Source organism: Kaistia sp. 32K, assembly GCF_016629525.1.
Lineage (GTDB): Bacteria > Pseudomonadota > Alphaproteobacteria > Rhizobiales > Kaistiaceae > Kaistia.
In genome coordinates this window covers 4857818-4877848 of sequence record NZ_AP024269.1, presented here as the reverse complement: position 1 = coordinate 4877848, position 20031 = coordinate 4857818, and the positions used below count along the sequence as shown (strand labels likewise).

Genomic DNA, 20031 nt, shown 5'->3' with positions numbered 1-20031 from the left:
TTTCACGCCGCGGTAATGGCAGCCATGCGACTATCGAGCAACTCTGCCGGGATCGCCATCAACAACGGCAACTCGGTCCAGAGCAGCGCCGTCTCGATCGGCCGGTCGGGATAGAGCCGCGACAGCACCGCCCGATAGAGCGCGAGCTGCGCCAGATGCGCGTCGGGCACGTCGTCGAGCCGGCGCGGCGCCGGGCGGTTGGTCTTGTAGTCGACGATCACCACCCGGTCCGGCAGCACCACGAGCCGGTCGATCCGGCCGGAAACCGAGGCAGGACCGCTCCGCGTCTCGATCACACCGGCGATCGGCACCTCGGCCCGGCTCGAAGGCCCGAACAGCTCGGCGAAGGTCTCGTCGTCGAGCACCGGCAGGATGCGGTCGAGCAGGTCCTGCCGCTCCGCCTCGGTCCACGCCTTGCCGACGACGTCGAGATAGCGCCCGGCGACCTGGGCGCGCTGCGCCGGCGGCTGGTCGGGCAAGGCCTGCAGCAGGCGATGGATGATGCGGCCGCGGTCGAGCGCGGTGAGCGCCGCCGGATCGAGCCGGGCGTCCAGCGCCGTCACCGGCGGAAAGGCGGGCTCGGCCTCGGCGAAACCGACGGCTGCCGACGGCGTCAGCCGGCGCGGCACCGGCGGAACCGCCGGCGGCGGCTGCAAAAGCCACGGCTCCGGCACTGCCGGCGCCCGGCCTCCGGCATCGGTCGCGGCTTCCTGCGCCGGCGCGGCGACGCGGCTCCAGTCCTGCCGCCACTCGATGCTGTCGAAGTCGTCGCCGGGGATTGCGACCGGCACGGTGCGCCCCTCGGTGCCGAGCGCGGTGCCGACCAGCTCATGCCAGAGACGGTCCGAGCCGGTATTCGCCTTCATCGTGCCGCAGACGATCAGATGATCGCGCGCCCGCGTCAGCCCGACATAGAGCAGCCGGCGATATTCCTCGCGCGCCTTTTCCCGAAGCGTATCGATCGCCTGCTCCACCACATGCGGTTTTCGCGCGCCGGGAGCGACCCAGACCAGCGGCGCGCCGTCGGCGGCATCGGGATCGTCGGCGAGAGCCACGATCTTCGGATCGTGGCTCGCATGCACGGGCTTCGAGCCGGTATCGACGAGGAAGACGATGTCCGCTTCGAGCCCCTTGGCGCCGTGCACCGTCATGACGCGGATCTCGTCGCGGGCGAGGTCGGCGTCGCGCTTGATCTGCGTCGCCGCCTCCCGCATCCAGCCGACGAAGCCCTGCAGCGACGGCACCGAGGCCTGCTCATGCGCCAGCGCCTGCGCCAGGAACTCGTCCAAGACGTCATCCGCCTCCGGCCCCAGCCGCGCCAGAAGCCGCCGGCGGCCGCCATCCGGCCCGAGCAGGCGGGCAAAGAAAGCATAGGGGCTCATATGCTCGGCCCGGACGCGCCAGGTCTTCAGCTGCTCCGAGGCCCGGACCGCCGCTTCATCGGTCGAGCGGTCGAGCGCATACCAGAGCGAGCCGGCGCGCGGATGCGCCAGCTCGAATAGCTGCTCCTCCGAAAAGCCGATCAGCGGGCTCTTCAGGAGCGCCGCCAGCGCCAGGTCGTCGCGCGGCTGCAGGAGGATGTCGGCGAGCGCCATCAGGTCGAGCACGGCGATGTGGCTCGTCAGCGCCAGCCGGTCGGCGCCGGCGACGGAAAGGCCAGCCGCCTTGAGCGCCCGGTTGATCGCGTCGGTCTGGGGGCCGCGCTTTCGCGTCAGCACCAGGATGCCGCCCTCGCGGATCGGCTTGCCGGTGGCGGCGATCGTCGCCCCCTCCCGCTTCCAGCCGGCGACCGTCGCGGCGATCCGCTCGGCCAAGCGGACTTCCGGGCTCTTGGCGTCGAGATGATCGAGCGGCGTGTGCCAGTCCTCCGGCACGGCCGCTTTTTCCGCCTCGATCGGCGGCCAGTAGGTGACGCGTCCGGGATCGAGCCGGCGCGCGGCCGCGTGCACGGTCGGCGACTTCGCCTGCGTCAGGCCGGCATGCGCCTCTTCCGCCTCGAAGATGCGGTCGACGGCGGCGAGCACGTCCGGCGTCGAGCGGAAGGAGAGCGTCAGCTCGAGATTGTGCCAGAGCGCCTTGGCCGCGTCGGCCCGCGCCGAGATCGTCTCGCGCTGGCGGGCGAACCAGGCTGGCACGGCGCCCTGGAACGAATAGATCGACTGCTTCTCGTCGCCGACGGCGAAGAAGGTGCGCGTCACGTCGCGCGCACTCTGGCCGGAGAAGAACTCGCCGGCCAGCCGCTCGATCACCTGCCACTGGCGCGGGCTGGTGTCCTGCGCCTCGTCGACCAGGATGTGGTCGAGGCCGCGATCGAGCTTGTAGTGCACCCAGGCGGCGGCATCGGCGCGCGACAGCAAATTGGCGGTCTTGACGACCAGGTCCTGGAAATCGAGGGCGCCGCGCACCTGCTTGGCGCGCTCATATTCGCCGATCACCGCATCGCCAAGCGTCAGCAGCGCGCTGGTGACGGCATAGGCTTCGGCCGAGGCAATACGGTCGAGCAGGAATTCGATCCGCTCGCGTTCGGCTTCCAGCGTCTCGTCCAGCCCGGGCCAGCCGTCGCGGATCGCCTTGGCGGCGAGGCTCGAAAGCGCCCTGAGCTCGCCGTCGCTCTTCGTCCAATAGGCGAGCCAGGCGGCCGCGCGGCCCTCCTCGGTCTCGGCGGAGAGGATGGGCGCCAGGCGCGCCGCGCTCTTCTTGTCGTTGGCGCCGCTGGCCGAAAGCCGGTCGACCAGCCGGCGCAGATCGTCGTCGTCGAGCGGGACCTCCGAAGCGAGCCGCGCGCGCAGGCTCTCCGCCGTCTCGCCATGGGCAAGGCCCAGCGCATGGCGCAGGTCGCGCAGGCCGCTCGTCAAGTCGCCGGCGCCGACGATGAACTCGCGCACCGCGTCGCGCGAGGCGACCAGCGAGGCGAGCGCCGCCTCGATGCCCTGGTCGCTGGCGGCTTCCAGCACGGTGGCGAAGGCGCGGCCGAGCGCGGTACCGGCCTCGGCCGCCGCCTTGGCGATGACCGAGCGCTGCGCCTCTGCTGTCAGCACCGACGCGCCGCGATCGTCCAGCACCTCGAAGCTGCCGGCGACATTGGCCTCGAACGGGAACTGGTGCAGCAGCCGCTCGCAGAAGGCGTGGATGGTCTGGATCTTCAGCCCGCCCGGCGTTTCCAGCGCCCGCGCGAACAGGCGGCGGGCGCTGACGAGATGGCCAGGCGTCGCCGGCGCGCCCTGATAATCGGCGAGGATCGCGGCGAGCTCCGGATCCGGCAGCGTCGTCCAGCCGGCCAGGATCTCGAACACGCGGCCGGACATCTCGGCCGCGGCCGCCTTGGTGAAGGTCAGGCAGAGGATCGAGGCGGGATCGGCGCCGGCGAGCAGCAGGCGGATGACGCGGCGGGCGAGGACGTAGGTCTTGCCGGAGCCGGCATTGGCCGACACCCAGGCCGACGCCTCGGGGTCGGTCGCCCGCGCCTGTGTGTCCTTCGTCTTGTCGTCGACCGAGATCACGCCGCTCATTCGCCGCCATCCTCGCTGTCGCCGAGCGCCCATTCGCGGATGCGGGCGAGATGATCGTAGGGGCTCTCGTAGCGCGTCTCGAACATCGGCCGCGCCCGCGAGACATAGGCGCGCCTGGGATCGTCGAAGGCCGCGATCAGCTCTGCCAGCCGTCCCGCCGCCTCGTCACCGAGCTCGTCGGCGGTCTTGTCCTTGGTCACGGCGGAGGAGAAGGGATCGCCCTTGCCGACCTTGCCGAGGCCGACCCAGCCGAGGACGGACACCGAAACGCCGGCGGGCACGTTTTCAAAGCCTCCGCCGCGCGCCATCGCCACTTCCAACGCCAGCTGCGGCGCGAGGCCGGTCGAAAGCTGCCGGGCGCTCGGCGGCGAGCCGGTCTTGAAATCGAGGATTTCCAGCCGGCCGTCGAGGCGAAGATCGACGCGATCGGCCCGGCCCGTCAGCTTGAATTCTCCCGCCGGGGCGGCGAAGGCCCAGGAACCGCCGATCTCGGCGAGGCGCTGGCCGACCTCCGTCCGGCTCGCCTCCCAGCCGATGAACCAGTCGGCAATCGCGAGGAAGCGCGGCCACCAGAGCGCATAGACGGCCGGGAACGGCTCGATGCGGGCGAAGACGCGACGACCGATAATGGTCAGTTCCGTCAGCGCGCTTGCATCGAACGGACCCTTCCAGGCCTGGATGAAATCGCCGAGCGCCTCGTGGATCAGCGTGCCGCGCAGCGCCACGTCCGGCACCACGCCGATCGGATCGAGCGGATCGAGCTTCAGCACGCGCCGCGCATAGACCGCATAGGGGTCGCGGATCAGCGTCTCGATCTCGGTCACCGAAAGCCGGCGCGGCCGTGCCGAGACCGGCGGGCGCGGCTCCGGCCGGCGCACCGGCACCGGCTGCGCCGTGCGATCGAGGGCGCGGGCCCAGTCGAGATAGGGCATGCCGCGTTGGGCCAAGGCCTTGGCCTGCGCCTTGCCGAGGCGCGCCTGCAGCCGCTGCAGCCAGCGCGCCGCCACCGTCGGCGTGCCGCCGCGCCGCTCGGCACGCGTGACGACCACTTTGCCGGCTGACAAGGCGCTGGTGAAATCATGCGCCGACTGGCCGAGCTTGCGCTCCGGCGCTTCCAGCCCGAGCTCGGCCCGCATCGAGCGGGAAAGCCACGGATCGGTGCGCGTCTCGGACGGCCAGACGCCCTCGTCGAGGCCGCCCAGCACCATCAGATCGACCGTCTGCAGGCGCGCTTCCAGCGTGCCCCAGATGAAGAGGCGCGGATCGGAACCCGGCCGGGCCGGAACGCCGACACCGGCCATGGTCGCATCGAGGAAGCCCGGATATTCGTAACCGCCCATCACCAGCGCGGCGGCGTCGTCGCTCATCAGGCCGGCCAGCAGCTCGGCCAGCGCCTGCCCCGCCTCGTCGCCCCAGAGCGCCTCGTCCGTGCCGTCTTCCTTCGCCGCCACCTGCTTCAGCGCGACGACGACGGCGCCGGTCAGCGTCGCCGCGTCGGAGGCGTCGATGCTGTCCATGAGTCGGCTAAGCGGTTCCAGCGCCGCCTCGATCCGGGCGGCGAGCTCGCGCCCCGCCAGCCAGTCGGCTGCCCCGAGCCGCTTCACGGCCTGCGGCGCATAGCGCGCCTCCGGCAGGTCGCGCTCGGCGGTATCGAGCGCCTCGACCAACCCCTCGAGGCCATCGGACAGGAGCGTGCCGCGGAACAGCACGAGGTCCAGGATGTCCGCCGCCGCCCGGCAGGCCGGACGGCCGAGGCCGAAGGAGGCGAGCGGATGCTTGGCGAGCGCGAGCAGATCGAGCGGCGCGCCGTTCGACCTCGCCGCCGCCATGAGCAGGCGGGCGAGCGTCCCCGGCGGCGAGGTCATCAGCGGGCGGCCGGCGGAATCGTCGACCGAGAGGCCGAAGCGGCCGAGCTCGATGGCGACACGGCCGGCCAGGCGCCGGTCCGGCGTCACCAGCGCGGCCGTCCGGCCGGGCTGCTGGATCGCCTCGCGCATGGCGAGCGCGATCGCCACCGCCTCTTCCTGCTCGGTGCGCGCCACGACCAGCGCGACATCGCCGATCGCTCCCGCGGCGACCGGCGGCGCGACGGCCCAGTCCTCGGTCGTCTCGGCCGGGCGCATCGCCTCGGAGATCAGCCGGACGCGTTCCGCCATCTCCGTCGTCATGGCGCCGATCGTGCCGATCTCGTCGCGCGGCGCGCCGATGCCCTCGATCAGCTGCTTCAGGCCATATTGCGGATGGCCGGGCGACGAGCGCGCGAGCTCGGCGAGGCCGCCGATCGCGCTCCAGCCGGTCTCGTCCAGCATCGTGTCGATGCCGGGCAGGACGACCGCGCCGTTCGGCAGATGCGCGATGACCGACAGGAGCTCTGCGACGGCAGGGATCGAGCCGGTCGAACCGGCGGCGATCACCAGGCCGCGCGGCGGCGAGGCGGCCAGCCGTCGCGCGGATTCACGGATCAGATGATCGCGGCGGACCGAGGGATCGGCGAGGCCGCGCTCGGCAAGAAAGGCCGGCCATTGCTCACCGACGATGCGCAGGAAATCGAGCGAGATCTGCCAGTAGCGGGCGAGATCGTCGGGAACCAGGGTCGAGAGCCGATCCCACGGAATGCCCGTCGTCTCGATGTCATCGATCAGCCGGGCGAGATCGCCGGCGAGATGGAAGGCATCGGCGGCGGAGGCCGGCACCAGCAGCGGGTCGCTTTCGTCGAGCGCGAGGAGCTCGCGCCGGACCGCCCTGCCCCAGGCGAGCGTCAGCCGCGTCAGCACCAGCAAACGGTCGAGCCGCGAGATCGCCTCCGGCAGGACGAGCCGGTCGGCCGGATCGTCGGCGACGCCCTCGAGGATCTGGTCTTCCTCGTCGACATCGCCGATTGGCCGGATCGCCGGCAGGATGGCGGCTTGGCCGCCGAGCCGTTCGAGGATCTCGGCATGCAGCGAGCGCGCCGCGCGGCGGGTCGGCACCAGGATGGTCACATCAGCGAGCGCCAGCGGATCCTTAGCCGGATTCGCAATGGCGCCGAAACGGCCGGAAAGCAGCGCATCGGCGAAGGTCGGCAGGAAGGCTGCGCCGGGCGGGATCGTGAAAACGCGCGGAGCCTGCCTCGCCATCGTTCCTCAGGCCGCGCTTTCCAGGACCGACAATTCGGCCTCGCGGATCGCTTCCGGCGTGCCGACATGCAGCCAGGTGCCGTCCATGCGGACGCCGAACAGACGGCCGCTCTCGATCGCCTGGTCGAACAGGACGTTGAGCGAGAAGGAGCCGTCGGGCGCGTTGGCGAAGAGGCGCGGCGACAGGATGGCGGTGCCCGAATAGACGAAGGGCGCGACGGTGCGCTCGACCCGGCGGGCGAGGCGGCCGTCCTTCTCCATGATGAAATCGCCGGGGCCGGGATAGCCGATCGCCGTGACGGTCGGCGCCAGCATCAAGAGCGCGTCCATCGCGTCGTCGTTCCAGCCCTGCGCCAACCAGTCGAGATTGGGGCGCGGGCCCTCGATCCAGAACGAATCCGAATTCATGACGTAGAAGGGCGCATCGCCGAGCAGCGGCAGCGCCTTCTTGAGGCCGCCGCCGGTCTCGAGCAGGCCGCCGCGCTCGTCGGAGACGACGACCTTCGGGCTCTTCCGCTTTTTCACATGGGTTTCGACCAAGTCGGCCAGGTAATGCACGTTGACGACCGTCTGCTCGACGCCGGCATTCGCCAGGCGATCGAGCGCATGGTCGATCAGCGAGCGGCCGGCAATCTCGATCAGCGGCTTCGGGACGGTCGCCGTGACCGGCCGCATGCGCTTGCCGATGCCGGCAGCGAGCACCATGGCGCGCTTCGGATGATTCGGCTTCTTGAAGATGGGCGTCGGCAAGCTGGTCGGCATATCGGTCTCGGGCAAATCCGTTGTTCTTGCTGGCGTCGTCGCCCCCGAAACGGGGCCATCATTCTTCGAACGGCAGGTATTCTTCATACCAGAGTGCCAGGCCGGAAAGAACCGGATGGCGGAGGCAGCGCGCCAGATAGCCCCTTACACGGGGAATGTGACGGAGATATTGGGGCTTGCCGGCGGCCTCGGCCAGGCGGACGAAACCGCCGAGCACCTTGGTCGCCCGCTGCGCGCCGGAAATGGCGTAGGCGGCGCGGAACGCCTCGGCATCGAAGGGCCCGCGCGCGAGCCGCGCCGCGACATAGCGATCGGCGAGCGCCGCTTCCAGCGCGGGTTCGACCGTGACGCGCACATCCTGCAGCAGCGAGGCGACGTCATAGGCGCTAGCGCCGATCATCGCGTCCTGGTGATCGAGAATGCCGATCCGCCGCAATCCCTCGCGTTCGGGCAGCCAGAGCAGGTTGGGCGAGTGGAAATCGCGCAGCAGCCAGCTCTTCTCGCTCGCATCGAGCGTCTCGTAGAGACCCCGCCAGATCGCGACGAAGGCCGCTTCGGCCTCGGGCGCGAGCGGCGCGCCGCGCTGCCAGCGCGCATACCAGCGCGGCAGCAGGTCGACCTCGATCGAGAGCGCGTCCCAATCGAAGGGCGGTATATGATAGACGGCGCCGTCGGGCAGCGGCAGCTCGACCGGTCGCGGCGTCGCGTGCAGGGCGGCGAGGACGTCGACCGCGAGGCCATAGCGCTCGGGATCCGGCGCACCATCGGCAAGCACGCCCTCGTGTCCCAGATCCTCGACCAGCAGAATGCCGGCCGGCAGGTCGGCGGCGAGGATCGCGGGCGCCGAGAAGCCGGCGGCGCTGAGGCCGTCGCTCATCGCCACGAAGGGGCGGACGCTGGTCGCCCGATGGGCGAGATCGTCATAGGTGCGGCCATCGCGCACCGCCGGACCCGGCGGACGCTCCGGCGCGTCCATCAGCACGGCGCGGCGCCCTTCCGGCGTCTCGACCCGCTCATAGGCGCGCGTCGACGCGTCGCCCTGCAGATGACGGCGCGTGGCCAGCCCCATGTCCGATCGGTCGAGGAACTGCCGGATGGCGAGGGTCCGCGCGATCCGCTCCGGCCAGTCGCCGCCGCCCGTCAGCGTCGCCAGCCGGCCGGCGCCCTCGATCTCGAGCGCGATTTCGAGATGGGTTCCCGGCAGGCTGTCGCCGGCCCGCTCGGGCCATTCGATCAGCACGACGCCTTCGCTCACCGCCTCGTCGAAGCCGATCTCCTCCAGCTCGTCGGCCGAGCCGAGGCGATAGAGATCGAAATGGGCGATCGGCAGCCGCGTGTCGTAGGTCTGGACGATGGTGAAGGTCGGGCTCGGCACCTCGTAGCCGGCGTCGGCGGCGACGGCGCGGATCAGCGCCCGGGCGAAGCTGGTCTTGCCGGCGCCAAGATCGCCGCGAAGGGCGATGACGTCGCCGATGGCGAGCTTGGCGGCGATGTCCTCGGCGAGGCGGATGGTCGCCGCCTCGTCAGGCAGATCGACCCGGATCGGGGTGGGCGGGCTCATTCGGCGGCGACGGCGAGCTCGGTCGGGCGGATCGGCAGGCGCACGCTGACGACCGTGCCGCGGCCCTCTTCGGAGCGGATGCCGACCGTGCCGCCATGCAGCTCGACGAAGCTCTTGACGATGGCGAGGCCGAGGCCGGCGCCGCCGCGCGCCGAGCCGGCCGCCCGGCTCTCGAAGCGGTCAAAGACGGAGGCGAGGAATTCCGGCGCGATGCCCGGGCCGTGATCCTCGACGGTGAATTCGACCATGTCGGCGGTCCGGCGCGCGGTCAGGCCGATCGAGCCGCCATGGGTCGAGAAGCCGACGGCGTTGGAGAGCAGATTGTAAAGGATCTGGCGAACCCGCTTCTCGTCGGCGACGAAGCTGCCGATGCCGTCCGGAATCCGGGTCTCGAGCGCGATCTGGGATTCCTGCAGCCGGTCGCGCACGCCCTCGATCGCCGCCGCGATGGTGCGCTCGACGTCGACCTCGACCAGATCGAGCGCGATGATGCCGGCGTCGACGGTCGCGAGATCCAAGATGTCGTTGACGATCGCCAGCAGCGAACCGCTCGAGGACAGGATGTAGCCGGCATATTCCTGCTGCTTCTCCGTCAGCGGCCCGATCGAGACGTCGGAGAGCAGCTGGGTGAAGCCGATGATGTTGGTGAGCGGCGAGCGCAGCTCGTAGGACACGTGCTGGATGAAGGCGTTCTTCAGCCCGTCGGCCGCTTCCAGCGCCTCGTTGCGGTCGGTCAGCGCGCGCTCGACCTGCACCGTGTCGCTGACGTCGATGAAGGTCACCATGGTCTGGCCGCCGGGCAGTGGCACGGTGGCATAGTCGACGACGCGGCCGTCCGAACGCTCCATGCGGCCCTGGCTCGGCGCGCGGCTCTCGTCGAGACCTGCGACCCGCGCCGTGAAGCGCGCCCATTCCTCCGGCGCGTCGTGCAGGCGCCGGCAGGCGCGCTCGATCTCGCCGATATGCGGATGGGTGGAGAGGAACTTCTGGTCGAGATGCCAGATCCGCGCGAAGGACGGATTGTCGAGCCGCAGGCGGCCGTCGGAGCCGAACACGGCGACGCCTTCGGCGAGATGGTCGAGCGTCTCGCCCTGGACACGCGACAGCGCGTTGTAGCGGCTCTCCAGCTCCAGCTGCTCGGTGACGTTCTCGTAGATCCAGGTGATGCCGCCCTGCGGATGCGGGTTGGCGAGGACGCGGAGCGTCTGGCCGTCGGGCAGGTGCCACCAATGCTCGCGCGCGTCGAGCGACTGATAGGCGGTGAGCAGCTCGTTGCGCCAGCTCTTGAAATCCGCCTGCTCCGGCAGGCGGCGGCTGGCGCGCATGCGCTCGAGCACGGCGCTCTCGTCGGGCTGGCTGTCGAGAAAGCCGGCATCGAGGCTGAAGAGCGAGCGGAACGCGGCATTGTAGGAGCGCAGGCGCCGATCGGATCCGAAGACGGCGACGGCGGTCGCCAGCTGGTCCAGCGTGCGGGCGTGGAACTCGACCAGCCGCTTCATCTGGTTCTGGACGGTTTCGAGCTCGGTCGCGTCGGTCGCAATGCCGGCGCTGCCGGTCTCGGAGACGACGTCGATCACGTCGAAGATACGGCGGGAGCCGGTGACGATCGCCGGCAGGCGCTGCTCGAAGACGGGCTTTTCGGCGTGCGCCAGGCGGATCGCCTCGCGGCCGGCCGTATCGAGCAGTTCGAGATGCCGGGTCGCCGCATCCTGCGGGTCGCGCGCCTCGACGGCGCGGGCGAAGGCATTGTTGATCCAGCGCAGCGCGCCGTCGGGGCCGCGGATCCAGGCCGGCATCGGAGCCGCCTGCAGCAGCACCCGCATCGCCTCGACATCCTCGCTGACGCGCTCATGCAGCGCCTCGAGCTCGGCCAAAGCGAGCCGGTCGCCGGAGAGATCGCGGAAGCGCGCCACGGCGCGGCCGCCGGCGGTCCGCCCGACGATCTCGACATAGCTGCCATTGGTGGTTTCGAGCGACAGGGCGAAGGTCTCGCCGCGCTGGCGCAGGCTTTCGAGCGCCGCGTCGAGCCGGCTCGCGGCACTCGGGATCAGCCAGGTGCCGAAGGCGAGAAAGGCCGACCGCTCGTCCGGGGCGCCGCAGGAGCGCGGCAGGCGCCCCATCACCAGCGGCAGCTCGCCCGGCGCGCCCCAGGCGACCAGGCGCTGGTCGTCGGCGTCGACGAGCGCCTCGGCCCGGTCGGCCTTGGCGCGGGAATCGGACAGCTGGTGCCGGAGCGCCGCATTCTCGTTCTCGACGCGGGCACGCGCCCGCTGCAGCGCCGCGACGCCGAGCACCGCGAAGGCGACGACGCCGAGAAGCGCGCTGACGAAGGCCGTCGTGCCGGCATCGATCGGGCTGGTCGCCGCCTCGGCGCCGGTGACGGAAGCCGTCAGCAGGACGGTGGCGGTCAGAGCGGTGGCGGCGAGCATGCTCCGTCGCAAGGTCGGAAGGGCGGAACTCCAGCGGCGTCCACCGCGAATCCCATCCAAATTCCTGCGATGCCAAAGCATGCGGGCAGGCCCTTCCGCCGTCAGAGTAATGAAATGGACCCGTTTCGACGCCGACGACAAACAGCGGCCGCTCACCCGAATCATCCCCAATGTAGCGGTTCGGGGAATCGAGTGTGAAGCCGATGGCGCAGAGAAAAAGGCCATGCGGGATGCCCGCATGGCCTTGGAGTGTCAGATCAACGTGGTTAACCGGCAGTTAATCCGGCGAGCCGTCAAAATATTGGGTCTACCTACCCGCCGAACCACGACGGGTAGGGATCGGCTGCGGCCGATCGTCTGCCCCAAATTTATCGGTCAGTAACGATAGTGATCGGGCTTGAACGGGCCGGTCTCGGCGACGCCGATATAAGCCGACTGCTTCTCGCTGAGCTTGGTCAGCTTGACGCCGATCTTGGCCAGATGCAGCGCCGCGACCTTCTCGTCGAGGTGCTTCGGCAGCGTGTAGACCTTCTTCTCGTACTGGCCGGGCTTGGTCCAGAGTTCGATCTGCGCCAGCGTCTGGTTGGTGAAGGACGCCGACATCACGAAGCTCGGATGGCCGGTGGCGTTGCCGAGATTGACCAGGCGGCCCTCGGACAGAAGGATGATCCGCTTGCCGCCGGCGAACTCAACTTCGTCGACCTGCGGCTTGACGTTGTTCCACTTCAGATTGCGCAGCGCCGAAATCTGGATCTCGCTGTCGAAATGGCCAATGTTGCAGACGATCGCGCGGTCCTTCATGGCGCGCATATGGTCGATCGTGATGACGTCGACATTGCCGGTCGCGGTGACGAAGATGTCGGCGCGCGGCGCGGCGTCTTCCATCGTCGTGACCTCGTAGCCTTCCATCGCCGCCTGCAGGGCGCAGATCGGATCGACTTCGGAGACGAGCACGCGGCAGCCGGCCTGGCGCAGCGAGGCGGCCGAACCCTTGCCGACATCGCCGAAGCCGGCGACCATGGCGACCTTGCCCGACATCATGACGTCGGTGCCGCGGCGGATGCCGTCGACCAGCGACTCGCGGCAGCCATAGAGGTTGTCGAACTTCGACTTGGTGACCGAGTCGTTGACGTTGATCGCCGGGAAGAGCAGCGTGCCCTTCTTCTGCATCTCGTAGAGACGATGCACGCCCGTCGTGGTCTCCTCGGTGACGCCCTGGATCGAGCGGGCGATCTCGCCATACCAGCCGGGCTTCGAGACGAGGCGCTTCTTGATCGCGGCGAAGAGGACTTCCTCTTCCTCGTTCTCGGGCTTGTCGAGGAAGGCGGTGTCGCCGCCCTCGGCGCGCAGGCCGAGATGCACGAGAACGGTGGCGTCGCCGCCGTCGTCCAGGATCATGTTGGGGACGCCGCCGTCATGCCATTCGAAGATGCGGTGCGTGTATTCCCAGTAGTCCTCGAGGCTCTCGCCCTTGATGGCGAAGACCGGGACGCCGGACTGGGCGATCGCCGCGGCGGCGTGGTCCTGGGTCGAGTAGATGTTGCACGAGGCCCAGCGGACGTCGGCGCCGAGCGCCTTCAGCGTCTCGATCAGCACGCCGGTCTGGATCGTCATGTGCAGGGAGCCGGCGATGCGAGCGCCCTTCAGCGGCTGCGACGGGCCGAATTCGGCGCGCACGCTCATCAGGCCGGGCATCTCGGTCTCGGCGATCGAGAGTTCCTTGCGGCCCCAATCGGCGAGGCTGATATCCTTGATCGCGTAGTCGTTGGCAGCAGCCATCTTGCTGATCTCCATGCGTTGGACGTGTCGCGCTTATAGCCGAGACGACGCGTGGCAGCAATCAGGATATAAAGATGTCTTTATGTGACAGGCAGTACGCGACCGCTATTCCTCTTCGCCGAAGCGATTGGCGACCAGCTCGGCGATGGCGGCGAGCGCCGCCTCGGCGTCCGGCCCTTCGGCAGAGACGCGGATATAGGAACCGATGCCGGCCGCGAGCATCATCAGCCCCATGATCGACGTGCCGCCGACCGTGTTCTGATCCTTCGAGACGAGGATCTCGGCGTCGAAGAGATCGGCGCACTGAACGAACTTGGCCGAGGCGCGGGCATGAAGCCCCTTGCGGTTGACGATCGGCAGATCGCGGTACAACCCGGGGGCTTCGGCTTCGGTTTCGGACATGTTCTGCGCTTCAGTGCCCCGCCAGGACCTGGCTGGCGACGTTGATGTATTTGCGTCCCGCTTCCTGCGCGCCGGTGATGGCGTCGGCGAGCGACTTGTCGAGGCGGACGCTGGCGAGTTTGATCAGCATCGGAAGGTTGACGCCGGCGATGACCTCGACGCGTCCCGCTTCCATCACCGAGATGGCGAGATTGGAGGGCGTGCCGCCGAACATGTCGGTCAGCAGGATCACGCCGCTGCCGTCATCGACACTGAGAACCGCCTCGAGGATGTCCTGACGCCGACGCTCCATGTCGTCCTCGGGACCAATCGCGATGGTCTCGAACTGCGTCTGGCGACCAACCACGTGCTCCAGGGCCGCCCGGAACTCGGTAGCGAGCTGGCCGTGGGTAACAAGGACGACGCCAATCATGCCCTTCGATTACCTGCTTTTCTCAGTTCGGCCCCGGATCGGAGCCATGGAAGACATCGAAACCGCTGGTGCGCAGCGGCCGGCTCATGCGTGGCCGAATGGCGCCGCATCTTGACCGAACCTTGCCGCAACGCAAGAAAAAAGCGGGGTGCATCCCGCAAAACGCCAACAATACTAAACAATCGCGACGCGGAACGCCAATGCCGCGCGAACCCGGATCCAGCCATCCGGCTGGCCGACGGGAACGGCAAGCCGACGCAACGTCAACCCTTCGATTTCCGTCCGGAGGTCGGCCGGCTCGGGCAGACGAGGGCATCGCTCGGCCGGTTCGATGTCGACGACAAGCTCGATTGGCGCCGCGTCAATATGCGGCACTGCAACAATTCCCTGCCCGCGAATTTCCAGCAGACCGGCGAGCGCAGCCGGCGCCCGCGCCTCGAGCCGGCCCGCCCGGACCGCGAGGAGGACCCGGTCGTCGGCGATGAGGCGGTTCTGCTCTCGGTCGGCGAGGAGCAGCGCCAGGAGCAGTGACGACTTGCCGGATCCGGAAGGCCCGCGCACCAGAACGCCGGCCCCGTCGACCCAGACCGCGCCGGCATGGATGGTGGCAGCGGCGGGGCTCGTCCCGGTCACGACGACGCCGACGGCAGCCGGACCGTGAAGCGCGCACCGACGATCTCGGCGCGATCGGCCTTGGTCGCCTTGCCCTTGGAACGGTTCTCCGCCCAGATCCGGCCGCGATGCGCCTCGACGATCTGCTTCGAGATCGACAGGCCGAGGCCGGAATTCTGGCCGAACGCCTCCTGCTCGGGACGATCGGTGTAGAAGCGCTCGAAGATGCGCTCGACCTGCTCGGCGCGAATGCCCGGGCCTTCGTCCTCGACGACGACGTCGACCGAGGTGCCGCTGCGGCGAACCAGGACGCGGACCGTGCCGTCGGTGCGGCAGAACGAGCGCGCATTGTCGATCAGATTGGTGAAGACCTGCGCCAGGCGGCTGTCATGGCCGAGCACGACGAAGGCATCCGGCTCTTCCGCTTCCGCCACTTCGAGCGTGATGCGCGGTCCGTCCGGGCTCGTCGTGTCGCGGGCCATCGAGACCACCGCCTCGACGATGGCCGCGACGTCGACCGGCTCCGCATCCTGCCGCGCCAGTTCGGCGTCGAGGCGCGAGGCGTCGGAGATATCGCTGATCAGGCGGTCGAGCCGGCGGACGTCGTGCTGGATGATGTCGTTCAAGCGCTTCTTCGACGCCGCCGTCTTGGCGAGCGGCAAGGTCTCGACGGCGCTGCGGAGCGAGGTCAGCGGATTCTTGAGCTCGTGACTGACATCGGCGGCGAAGCTCTCGATCGCCTCGATCCGGTTGAACAGCGCGCCCGTCATATCGCGGAGCGCCTGCGACAGGTGGCCGATCTCGTCGCGGCGATTGGAGAAATCCGGGATCTGCGGCCGCGCCGTGACGCCCCGGCGCACGCGGTCGGCGGCGTCCGCCAGCCGGCGCAGCGGCACGGCGATGGTGCTGGCGAGCAGGATGGAGAGCAGCACGACGACGCCGGCGGAGACGAGGAAGACGCGGACGATCGCCATGCGCTCGGCATGCACGATCTGGTCGATGTCGCCGCCCTGAGTCGAGAGCATCAGCACGCCGAGCACCGAGCGATAGCGCTGGATCGGCACGGCGACCGAGACGATCAGCTCGCCGCGATCGGTGATGCGGACGATCGACGACGGCCCGCCGTCGAGCGCGGTCGCGACCTCCGGATAGCCGCGTCCATTGGAGCCGCCGAGTTCCTGATAGACCGGCAGGTCGTCGCGTTGCAGATGGACGTTGACCCACTGCCAGATCCGGTCGAGCAGCGCAGGTTCCTCGTCGGCCGGCGGCAGGTCGAAACGCAGGATCTGGCCGCGCGAATAGAGATGGCGCGAATCGAGCACCAGGCTGCCGTCGCGGTCATAGATGCGGGCGCGGGTACGGGTCGGCGAGATCAGGCGGCGCAGCACCGGCGCGACGCGCTCCGGATTGATCGGGAAATCGAGCCCCTCGATCGAGCTCTCGCCCGGCATCAGGCTTTCACCCGCCTGCAGCTCCAGCAGCTTGTCGGGATCGATGGTGAGATTGTTGGTCTCGACCGTCGCGGAGGCGGCCACCGCGCCGGCGATGATCTCGCCCTGCGTCAGTAGGCTCTCCAGCCGCGCGTCGATCAGGCCGGCGCGGAACTGGTTCAGATAGAGAATGCCGGAGACGAGGACGATCAGTGCGGCGAGGTTGAGGATGATGATCCGGCGCGTCAGGCTCGAAAAGGCATGCGGGCCGATCGAGCGCAGCATGCGGCCGAGGCCACGGCGCAACATGCGAACGCGCAAGCGCCAGGGACGCCTGCGCGGTGCAATCGGCTCCTCGATGCTGATCGTCATGCCTCTCCCAAGCCTGACAGCCGTCAGGCCTCCTTGAAGCGGTAGCCAACGCCGTACAGCGTCTCGATCATATCGAAATCGTCGTCGACGACCTTGAACTTCTTGCGCAGCCGCTTGATGTGGCTGTCGATGGTGCGATCGTCAACATAGACCTGATCGTCATAGGCGGCGTCCATCAGGGCGTTGCGGCTCTTGACGACGCCCGGGCGCTGCGCGAGCGCGTAGAGGATCAGGAATTCGGTGACGGTCAGCGTCACCGGCTGGCCGTTCCAGGTGCAGGTGTGGCGTTCCTGATCCATCGACAGCGCGCCGCGATCGAGATTGCGGGCGGCGTCGGGGACCTTGTTCGGCACCGCCGCCTCGCGCGGCTGGAAGCGGCGCAGCACCGCCTTCACCCGCTCGACCAGCAGGCGCTGCGAGAACGGCTTCTTGATGAAATCATCGGCGCCCATCTTGAGGCCGAACAATTCGTCGATCTCGTCGTCCTTCGAGGTGAGGAAGATCACCGGCAGGTCGGTGCGCTGGCGCAGGCGGCGGAGCAGCTCCATCCCGTCCATGCGCGGCATCTTGATGTCGAGGATGGCGAGGTCGGGCAGCGACTGCTGGAACCCGTCGAGGGCGGAAGCGCCGTCCGTGTAGGTCTGGACACGATATCCCTCCGACTCCAGCGCTATCGACACGGAGGCGAGGATGTTTCGATCGTCGTCGACCAGTGCGATCGTCGGCATGGATGAGCGTCTCCCGAAGGCTTGCCCGGTGGGGCGTTGACCGGCCCCGAAGCAGCCGGCATTGGCGTTTCCTGATGGCGCCCCGCCTAAACGTCGCAGGAATACGCGGAAAATATGGCGTGCAACCTAGCGGATTTAAACCCGCGGCGCCAATCGGCCGGGAAAGCGCCATCGAAAGCGAGACATGGAAACTTGATGATGATAATCATCTTTAGAACGTGTTTGTTTCCAAGGAAGGCACAATGCTCGACAATCCACCCTTCGATCCGGTTGCAACCGGCCGCGCCGTCATCCGCAGCCCGATCGCCGGAAGCCTCGCGACGCTGGACGAGGCTGGCAATCCGTTCGCGACGCTGGTCACCATCGGCACCCTTCCCGACGGCCGGCCGATTCTGAGCCTTTCGGACCTCGCGGTCCATACCCACAATCTGAAGCGCGATCCGCGCGCCTCGCTGCTGCTGGTCGCCCCGGGCGGCGAAGGCGGCAACCCGCTCGCCGGCGCCCGCATCACGCTGGTCGGCACGTTCGAGAAGACCGAGGATCCGGTCGCCGCGTGGCGCTATGCGCAGCACCAGGGCAAGGCCGCGCGCGCCTCCGCCCTGCCCGGCTTCCACTATTACGTGATGAACGTCACGAATTCGCACCTCGTCGCCGGCTTCGGCAACATCGCGCAAGTCCCGGGCAAGGATCTCATCCCCGATTACTCCGACTGCCAGGAACTTCTCGACGGCGAGAAAGGAGTGGTCGAGCACATGAATGACGATCACGCCGACGCCATCGGCTTCTACGCAATCAAGTTGTTGAACTTGCCGGCCGGTGCCTGGCGGATGACCGGTTGCGACCCGGACGGCATCGACATTGCTACGAGTGAATTGCGCGCCCGCCTGCCTTTCCCGACGCGAGCAACCACGGTTGGCGAGGCCGGCGGCTACCTGAAGTCCTTCGCAAAACAAGCGAGATCGATGGAATAACAGTGCCAATTTGCAAACAAATGGAATTTTCTGTTTGTTTGGAGCTCGAAATAACCGATGAAGGCGAGTCCGTTGCTTGGTGCTGACTGATTAAATCGATTTAATCGGCGATCGACAACTAAACCTGCGCGGTTTTTGTTGCAGGCGCGAAATCCGATCCTCTAGGTTCTGGCCTGTCGGCGGCGTTGTCCGCCGACAGAGCCGGTGCGGCCCGCTGTTGCGGCGCACCCTTCCCCGGAGCGAGGCCTCGCGAAGGAAGCGAGTACCTCTCAGAGGAGACGACCCGTGACCGAGAACGGCATTCGCAATCCTGCCCATGGCGCCGACCAGTTCGGTTTGAAGTGGCTGGCCGGTCTCTACTGGAACTATGGGGCACCGGCGCTTTACGAGGAATCACTGCGGCGCGGCGAGGCCCTGGTCTCGGCCGACGGCGCACTGACCGTCGAGACCGGCGTCCATACCGGCCGCTCGCCGCAGGACAAATTCGTCGTCCGCGACGCGCTGACCGAGAACGCCGTCTGGTGGGACAACAACAAGGCGATGTCGCCGGCGCATTTCGCGGTGCTCCATGCCGACATGCTGGCCCATGCCTCCGGGCGCGAACTGTTCGCGCAGGACCTGCAGGGCGGCGCCGACCCGGCCGAGAGCGTCGCGGTGCGCGTCTTTACCGAGAAGGCCTGGCATTCGCTCTTCATCCGCAACCTGCTGATCCGCCCCGAAGCCGCGACGCTGAAAACCTTCGTGCCGAAGCTGACGATCCTCGATCTGCCGAGCTTCAAGGCCAATCCGGACCGGCATGGCTGCCGGACCGAGACGGTGATCGCCTGCGACTTCACCCGCGGCATCGTGCTGATCGGCGGCACGTCCTATGCCGGCGAGATGAAGAAGGCGGTTTTCACCTACCTGAACTTCACGCTGCCGCCGAAGGGCGTCATGCCGATGCATTGCTCCGCCAATGTCGGCCCCGACGATGACGCCGCCGTCTTCTTCGGCCTCTCCGGCACGGGCAAGACGACGCTCTCGGCCGATCCCAAACGCACGCTCATCGGCGACGACGAGCATGGCTGGGGCCCGGAAGGCATCTTCAATTTCGAGGGCGGCTGCTACGCCAAGACGATCAAGCTCTCGGCCGAGGCCGAGCCGGAGATCTTCGCGACGACCAAGCGCTTCGGCACCGTGCTCGAGAATGTCGCGATCGATCCGGCCACGCGCCTGATCGACTTCGACAACGCCTCGAAGACGGAGAACACCCGCGCCGCCTACCCGCTGCATTTCATCCCGAATGCCAGCGAGACCGGCCGAGCCGGCCATCCGAAGACGATCGTCATGCTGACCGCCGACGCCTTCGGCGTGATGCCGCCGATCGCCAAGCTGACGCCGGAACAGGCGATGTACCACTTCCTCTCCGGCTACACGGCCAAGGTCGCCGGCACGGAGAAGGGCGTCACCGAACCGCAGGCGACCTTCTCGACCTGCTTCGGCGCGCCGTTCATGCCGCGCCACCCGGCCGAATACGGCAATCTGCTCCGCAGCCTGATCGCCGAGCACGGCGTCGCCTGCTGGCTGGTCAACACCGGCTGGACCGGCGGCGCCTACGGCACCGGCCGCCGCATGCCGATCAAGGCGACGCGGACGCTGCTTTCGGCGGCGCTCGACGGCTCGCTCGAGACCGGGCGCTTCTACACCGACCGGACCTTCGGCTTCCAGGTGCCGACCGACGTCGCCGGCGTCGAGCCGCACATCCTGCACCCGCGCAAGACCTGGCAGGATAAGGCCGGCTACGACGCGCAGGCGGCCAAGCTGGTCGGCATGTTCCTGAAGAACTTCGAGAAGTTCGAGACCCATGTCGACGCCGCCGTGACGGCCGCCGCCCCGGGCACGATGGTCGCCTGATCGCGACCGCACGATCCTGAACTCGAAGCCCGGCTGGCCGCAGCCGGGCTTCTTT

General features: G+C 68.5%; 13 protein-coding genes. 2 read left to right on the top strand and 11 right to left on the bottom strand.

The genetic code is table 11. The annotated features are described in order from the left end of the window. Window positions 1-2: 2 nt before the first annotated feature. From addA to K32_RS22435, 11 genes are all read right to left on the bottom strand, one after another. Window positions 3-3509, bottom strand: a complete 3507-nt coding sequence (gene addA / locus K32_RS22485; protein WP_201401629.1) for a double-strand break repair helicase AddA — start codon at window positions 3507-3509, stop codon at window positions 3-5. Then, window positions 3506-6625: a double-strand break repair protein AddB gene (gene addB / locus K32_RS22480; RefSeq protein ID WP_201401628.1), complete on the bottom strand. Its 3120-nt coding sequence runs from the start codon at window positions 6623-6625 to the stop codon at window positions 3506-3508. Before addB ends, addA begins: the two co-directional genes overlap by 4 nt. A gap of 6 nt (window positions 6626-6631) precedes the next feature. Beyond that, the gene (locus K32_RS22475; RefSeq protein WP_201401627.1) at window positions 6632-7387 is read right to left on the bottom strand and encodes a nucleotidyltransferase family protein; all 756 of its coding nucleotides are present in this window, start codon (window positions 7385-7387) and stop codon (window positions 6632-6634) included. 58 nt (window positions 7388-7445) lie between these two features. Further along, window positions 7446-8948: a tRNA (adenosine(37)-N6)-threonylcarbamoyltransferase complex ATPase subunit type 1 TsaE gene (tsaE, locus tag K32_RS22470; RefSeq protein WP_201401626.1), complete on the bottom strand. Its 1503-nt coding sequence runs from the start codon at window positions 8946-8948 to the stop codon at window positions 7446-7448. Continuing rightward, window positions 8945-11377 (bottom strand): PAS domain-containing sensor histidine kinase, encoded by a 2433-nt coding sequence (locus tag K32_RS22465; protein WP_201401625.1) that lies wholly within the window; start codon window positions 11375-11377, stop codon window positions 8945-8947. Before K32_RS22465 ends, tsaE begins: the two co-directional genes overlap by 4 nt. A 375-nt stretch (window positions 11378-11752) precedes the next feature. Next, window positions 11753-13156 carry an adenosylhomocysteinase gene (gene ahcY / locus K32_RS22460; RefSeq protein WP_201401624.1) on the bottom strand — a complete coding sequence of 468 codons (1404 nt, stop codon included), beginning with the start codon at window positions 13154-13156 and terminating at the stop codon, window positions 11753-11755. 105 nt (window positions 13157-13261) lie between these two features. Continuing rightward, the gene (locus K32_RS22455) at window positions 13262-13558 is read right to left on the bottom strand and encodes an HPr family phosphocarrier protein (RefSeq protein ID WP_201401623.1); all 297 of its coding nucleotides are present in this window, start codon (window positions 13556-13558) and stop codon (window positions 13262-13264) included. Window positions 13559-13568: 10 nt separating this feature from the next. After that, window positions 13569-13970: a PTS sugar transporter subunit IIA gene (locus K32_RS22450; protein WP_201401622.1), complete on the bottom strand. Its 402-nt coding sequence runs from the start codon at window positions 13968-13970 to the stop codon at window positions 13569-13571. A gap of 174 nt (window positions 13971-14144) precedes the next feature. Next, entirely contained in the window at window positions 14145-14603 is a 459-nt protein-coding gene (locus tag K32_RS22445) for an HPr kinase/phosphorylase (RefSeq protein WP_201401621.1), read from the bottom strand. Continuing rightward, entirely contained in the window at window positions 14600-16384 is a 1785-nt protein-coding gene (locus K32_RS22440; RefSeq protein ID WP_201401620.1) for a sensor histidine kinase, read from the bottom strand. Before K32_RS22440 ends, K32_RS22445 begins: the two co-directional genes overlap by 4 nt. 23 nt (window positions 16385-16407) lie before the next feature. After that, on the bottom strand, window positions 16408-17112 hold the full coding sequence (locus tag K32_RS22435; protein WP_201401619.1) for a response regulator transcription factor: 705 nt from the start codon (window positions 17110-17112) through the stop codon (window positions 16408-16410). 242 nt (window positions 17113-17354) lie between these two features. Here K32_RS22435 and K32_RS22430 point away from each other — a divergent pair, with 242 nt between their 5' ends. Both K32_RS22430 and K32_RS22425 read left to right on the top strand, forming a co-directional pair. Beyond that, window positions 17355-18083, top strand: a complete 729-nt coding sequence (locus K32_RS22430; RefSeq protein WP_201401618.1) for a HugZ family protein — start codon at window positions 17355-17357, stop codon at window positions 18081-18083. A gap of 285 nt (window positions 18084-18368) precedes the next feature. Further along, window positions 18369-19976, top strand: coding sequence for a phosphoenolpyruvate carboxykinase (locus K32_RS22425; protein ID WP_201401617.1), 1608 nt, complete (start codon window positions 18369-18371; stop codon window positions 19974-19976). The last annotated feature ends 55 nt before the right edge of the window (window positions 19977-20031 follow it).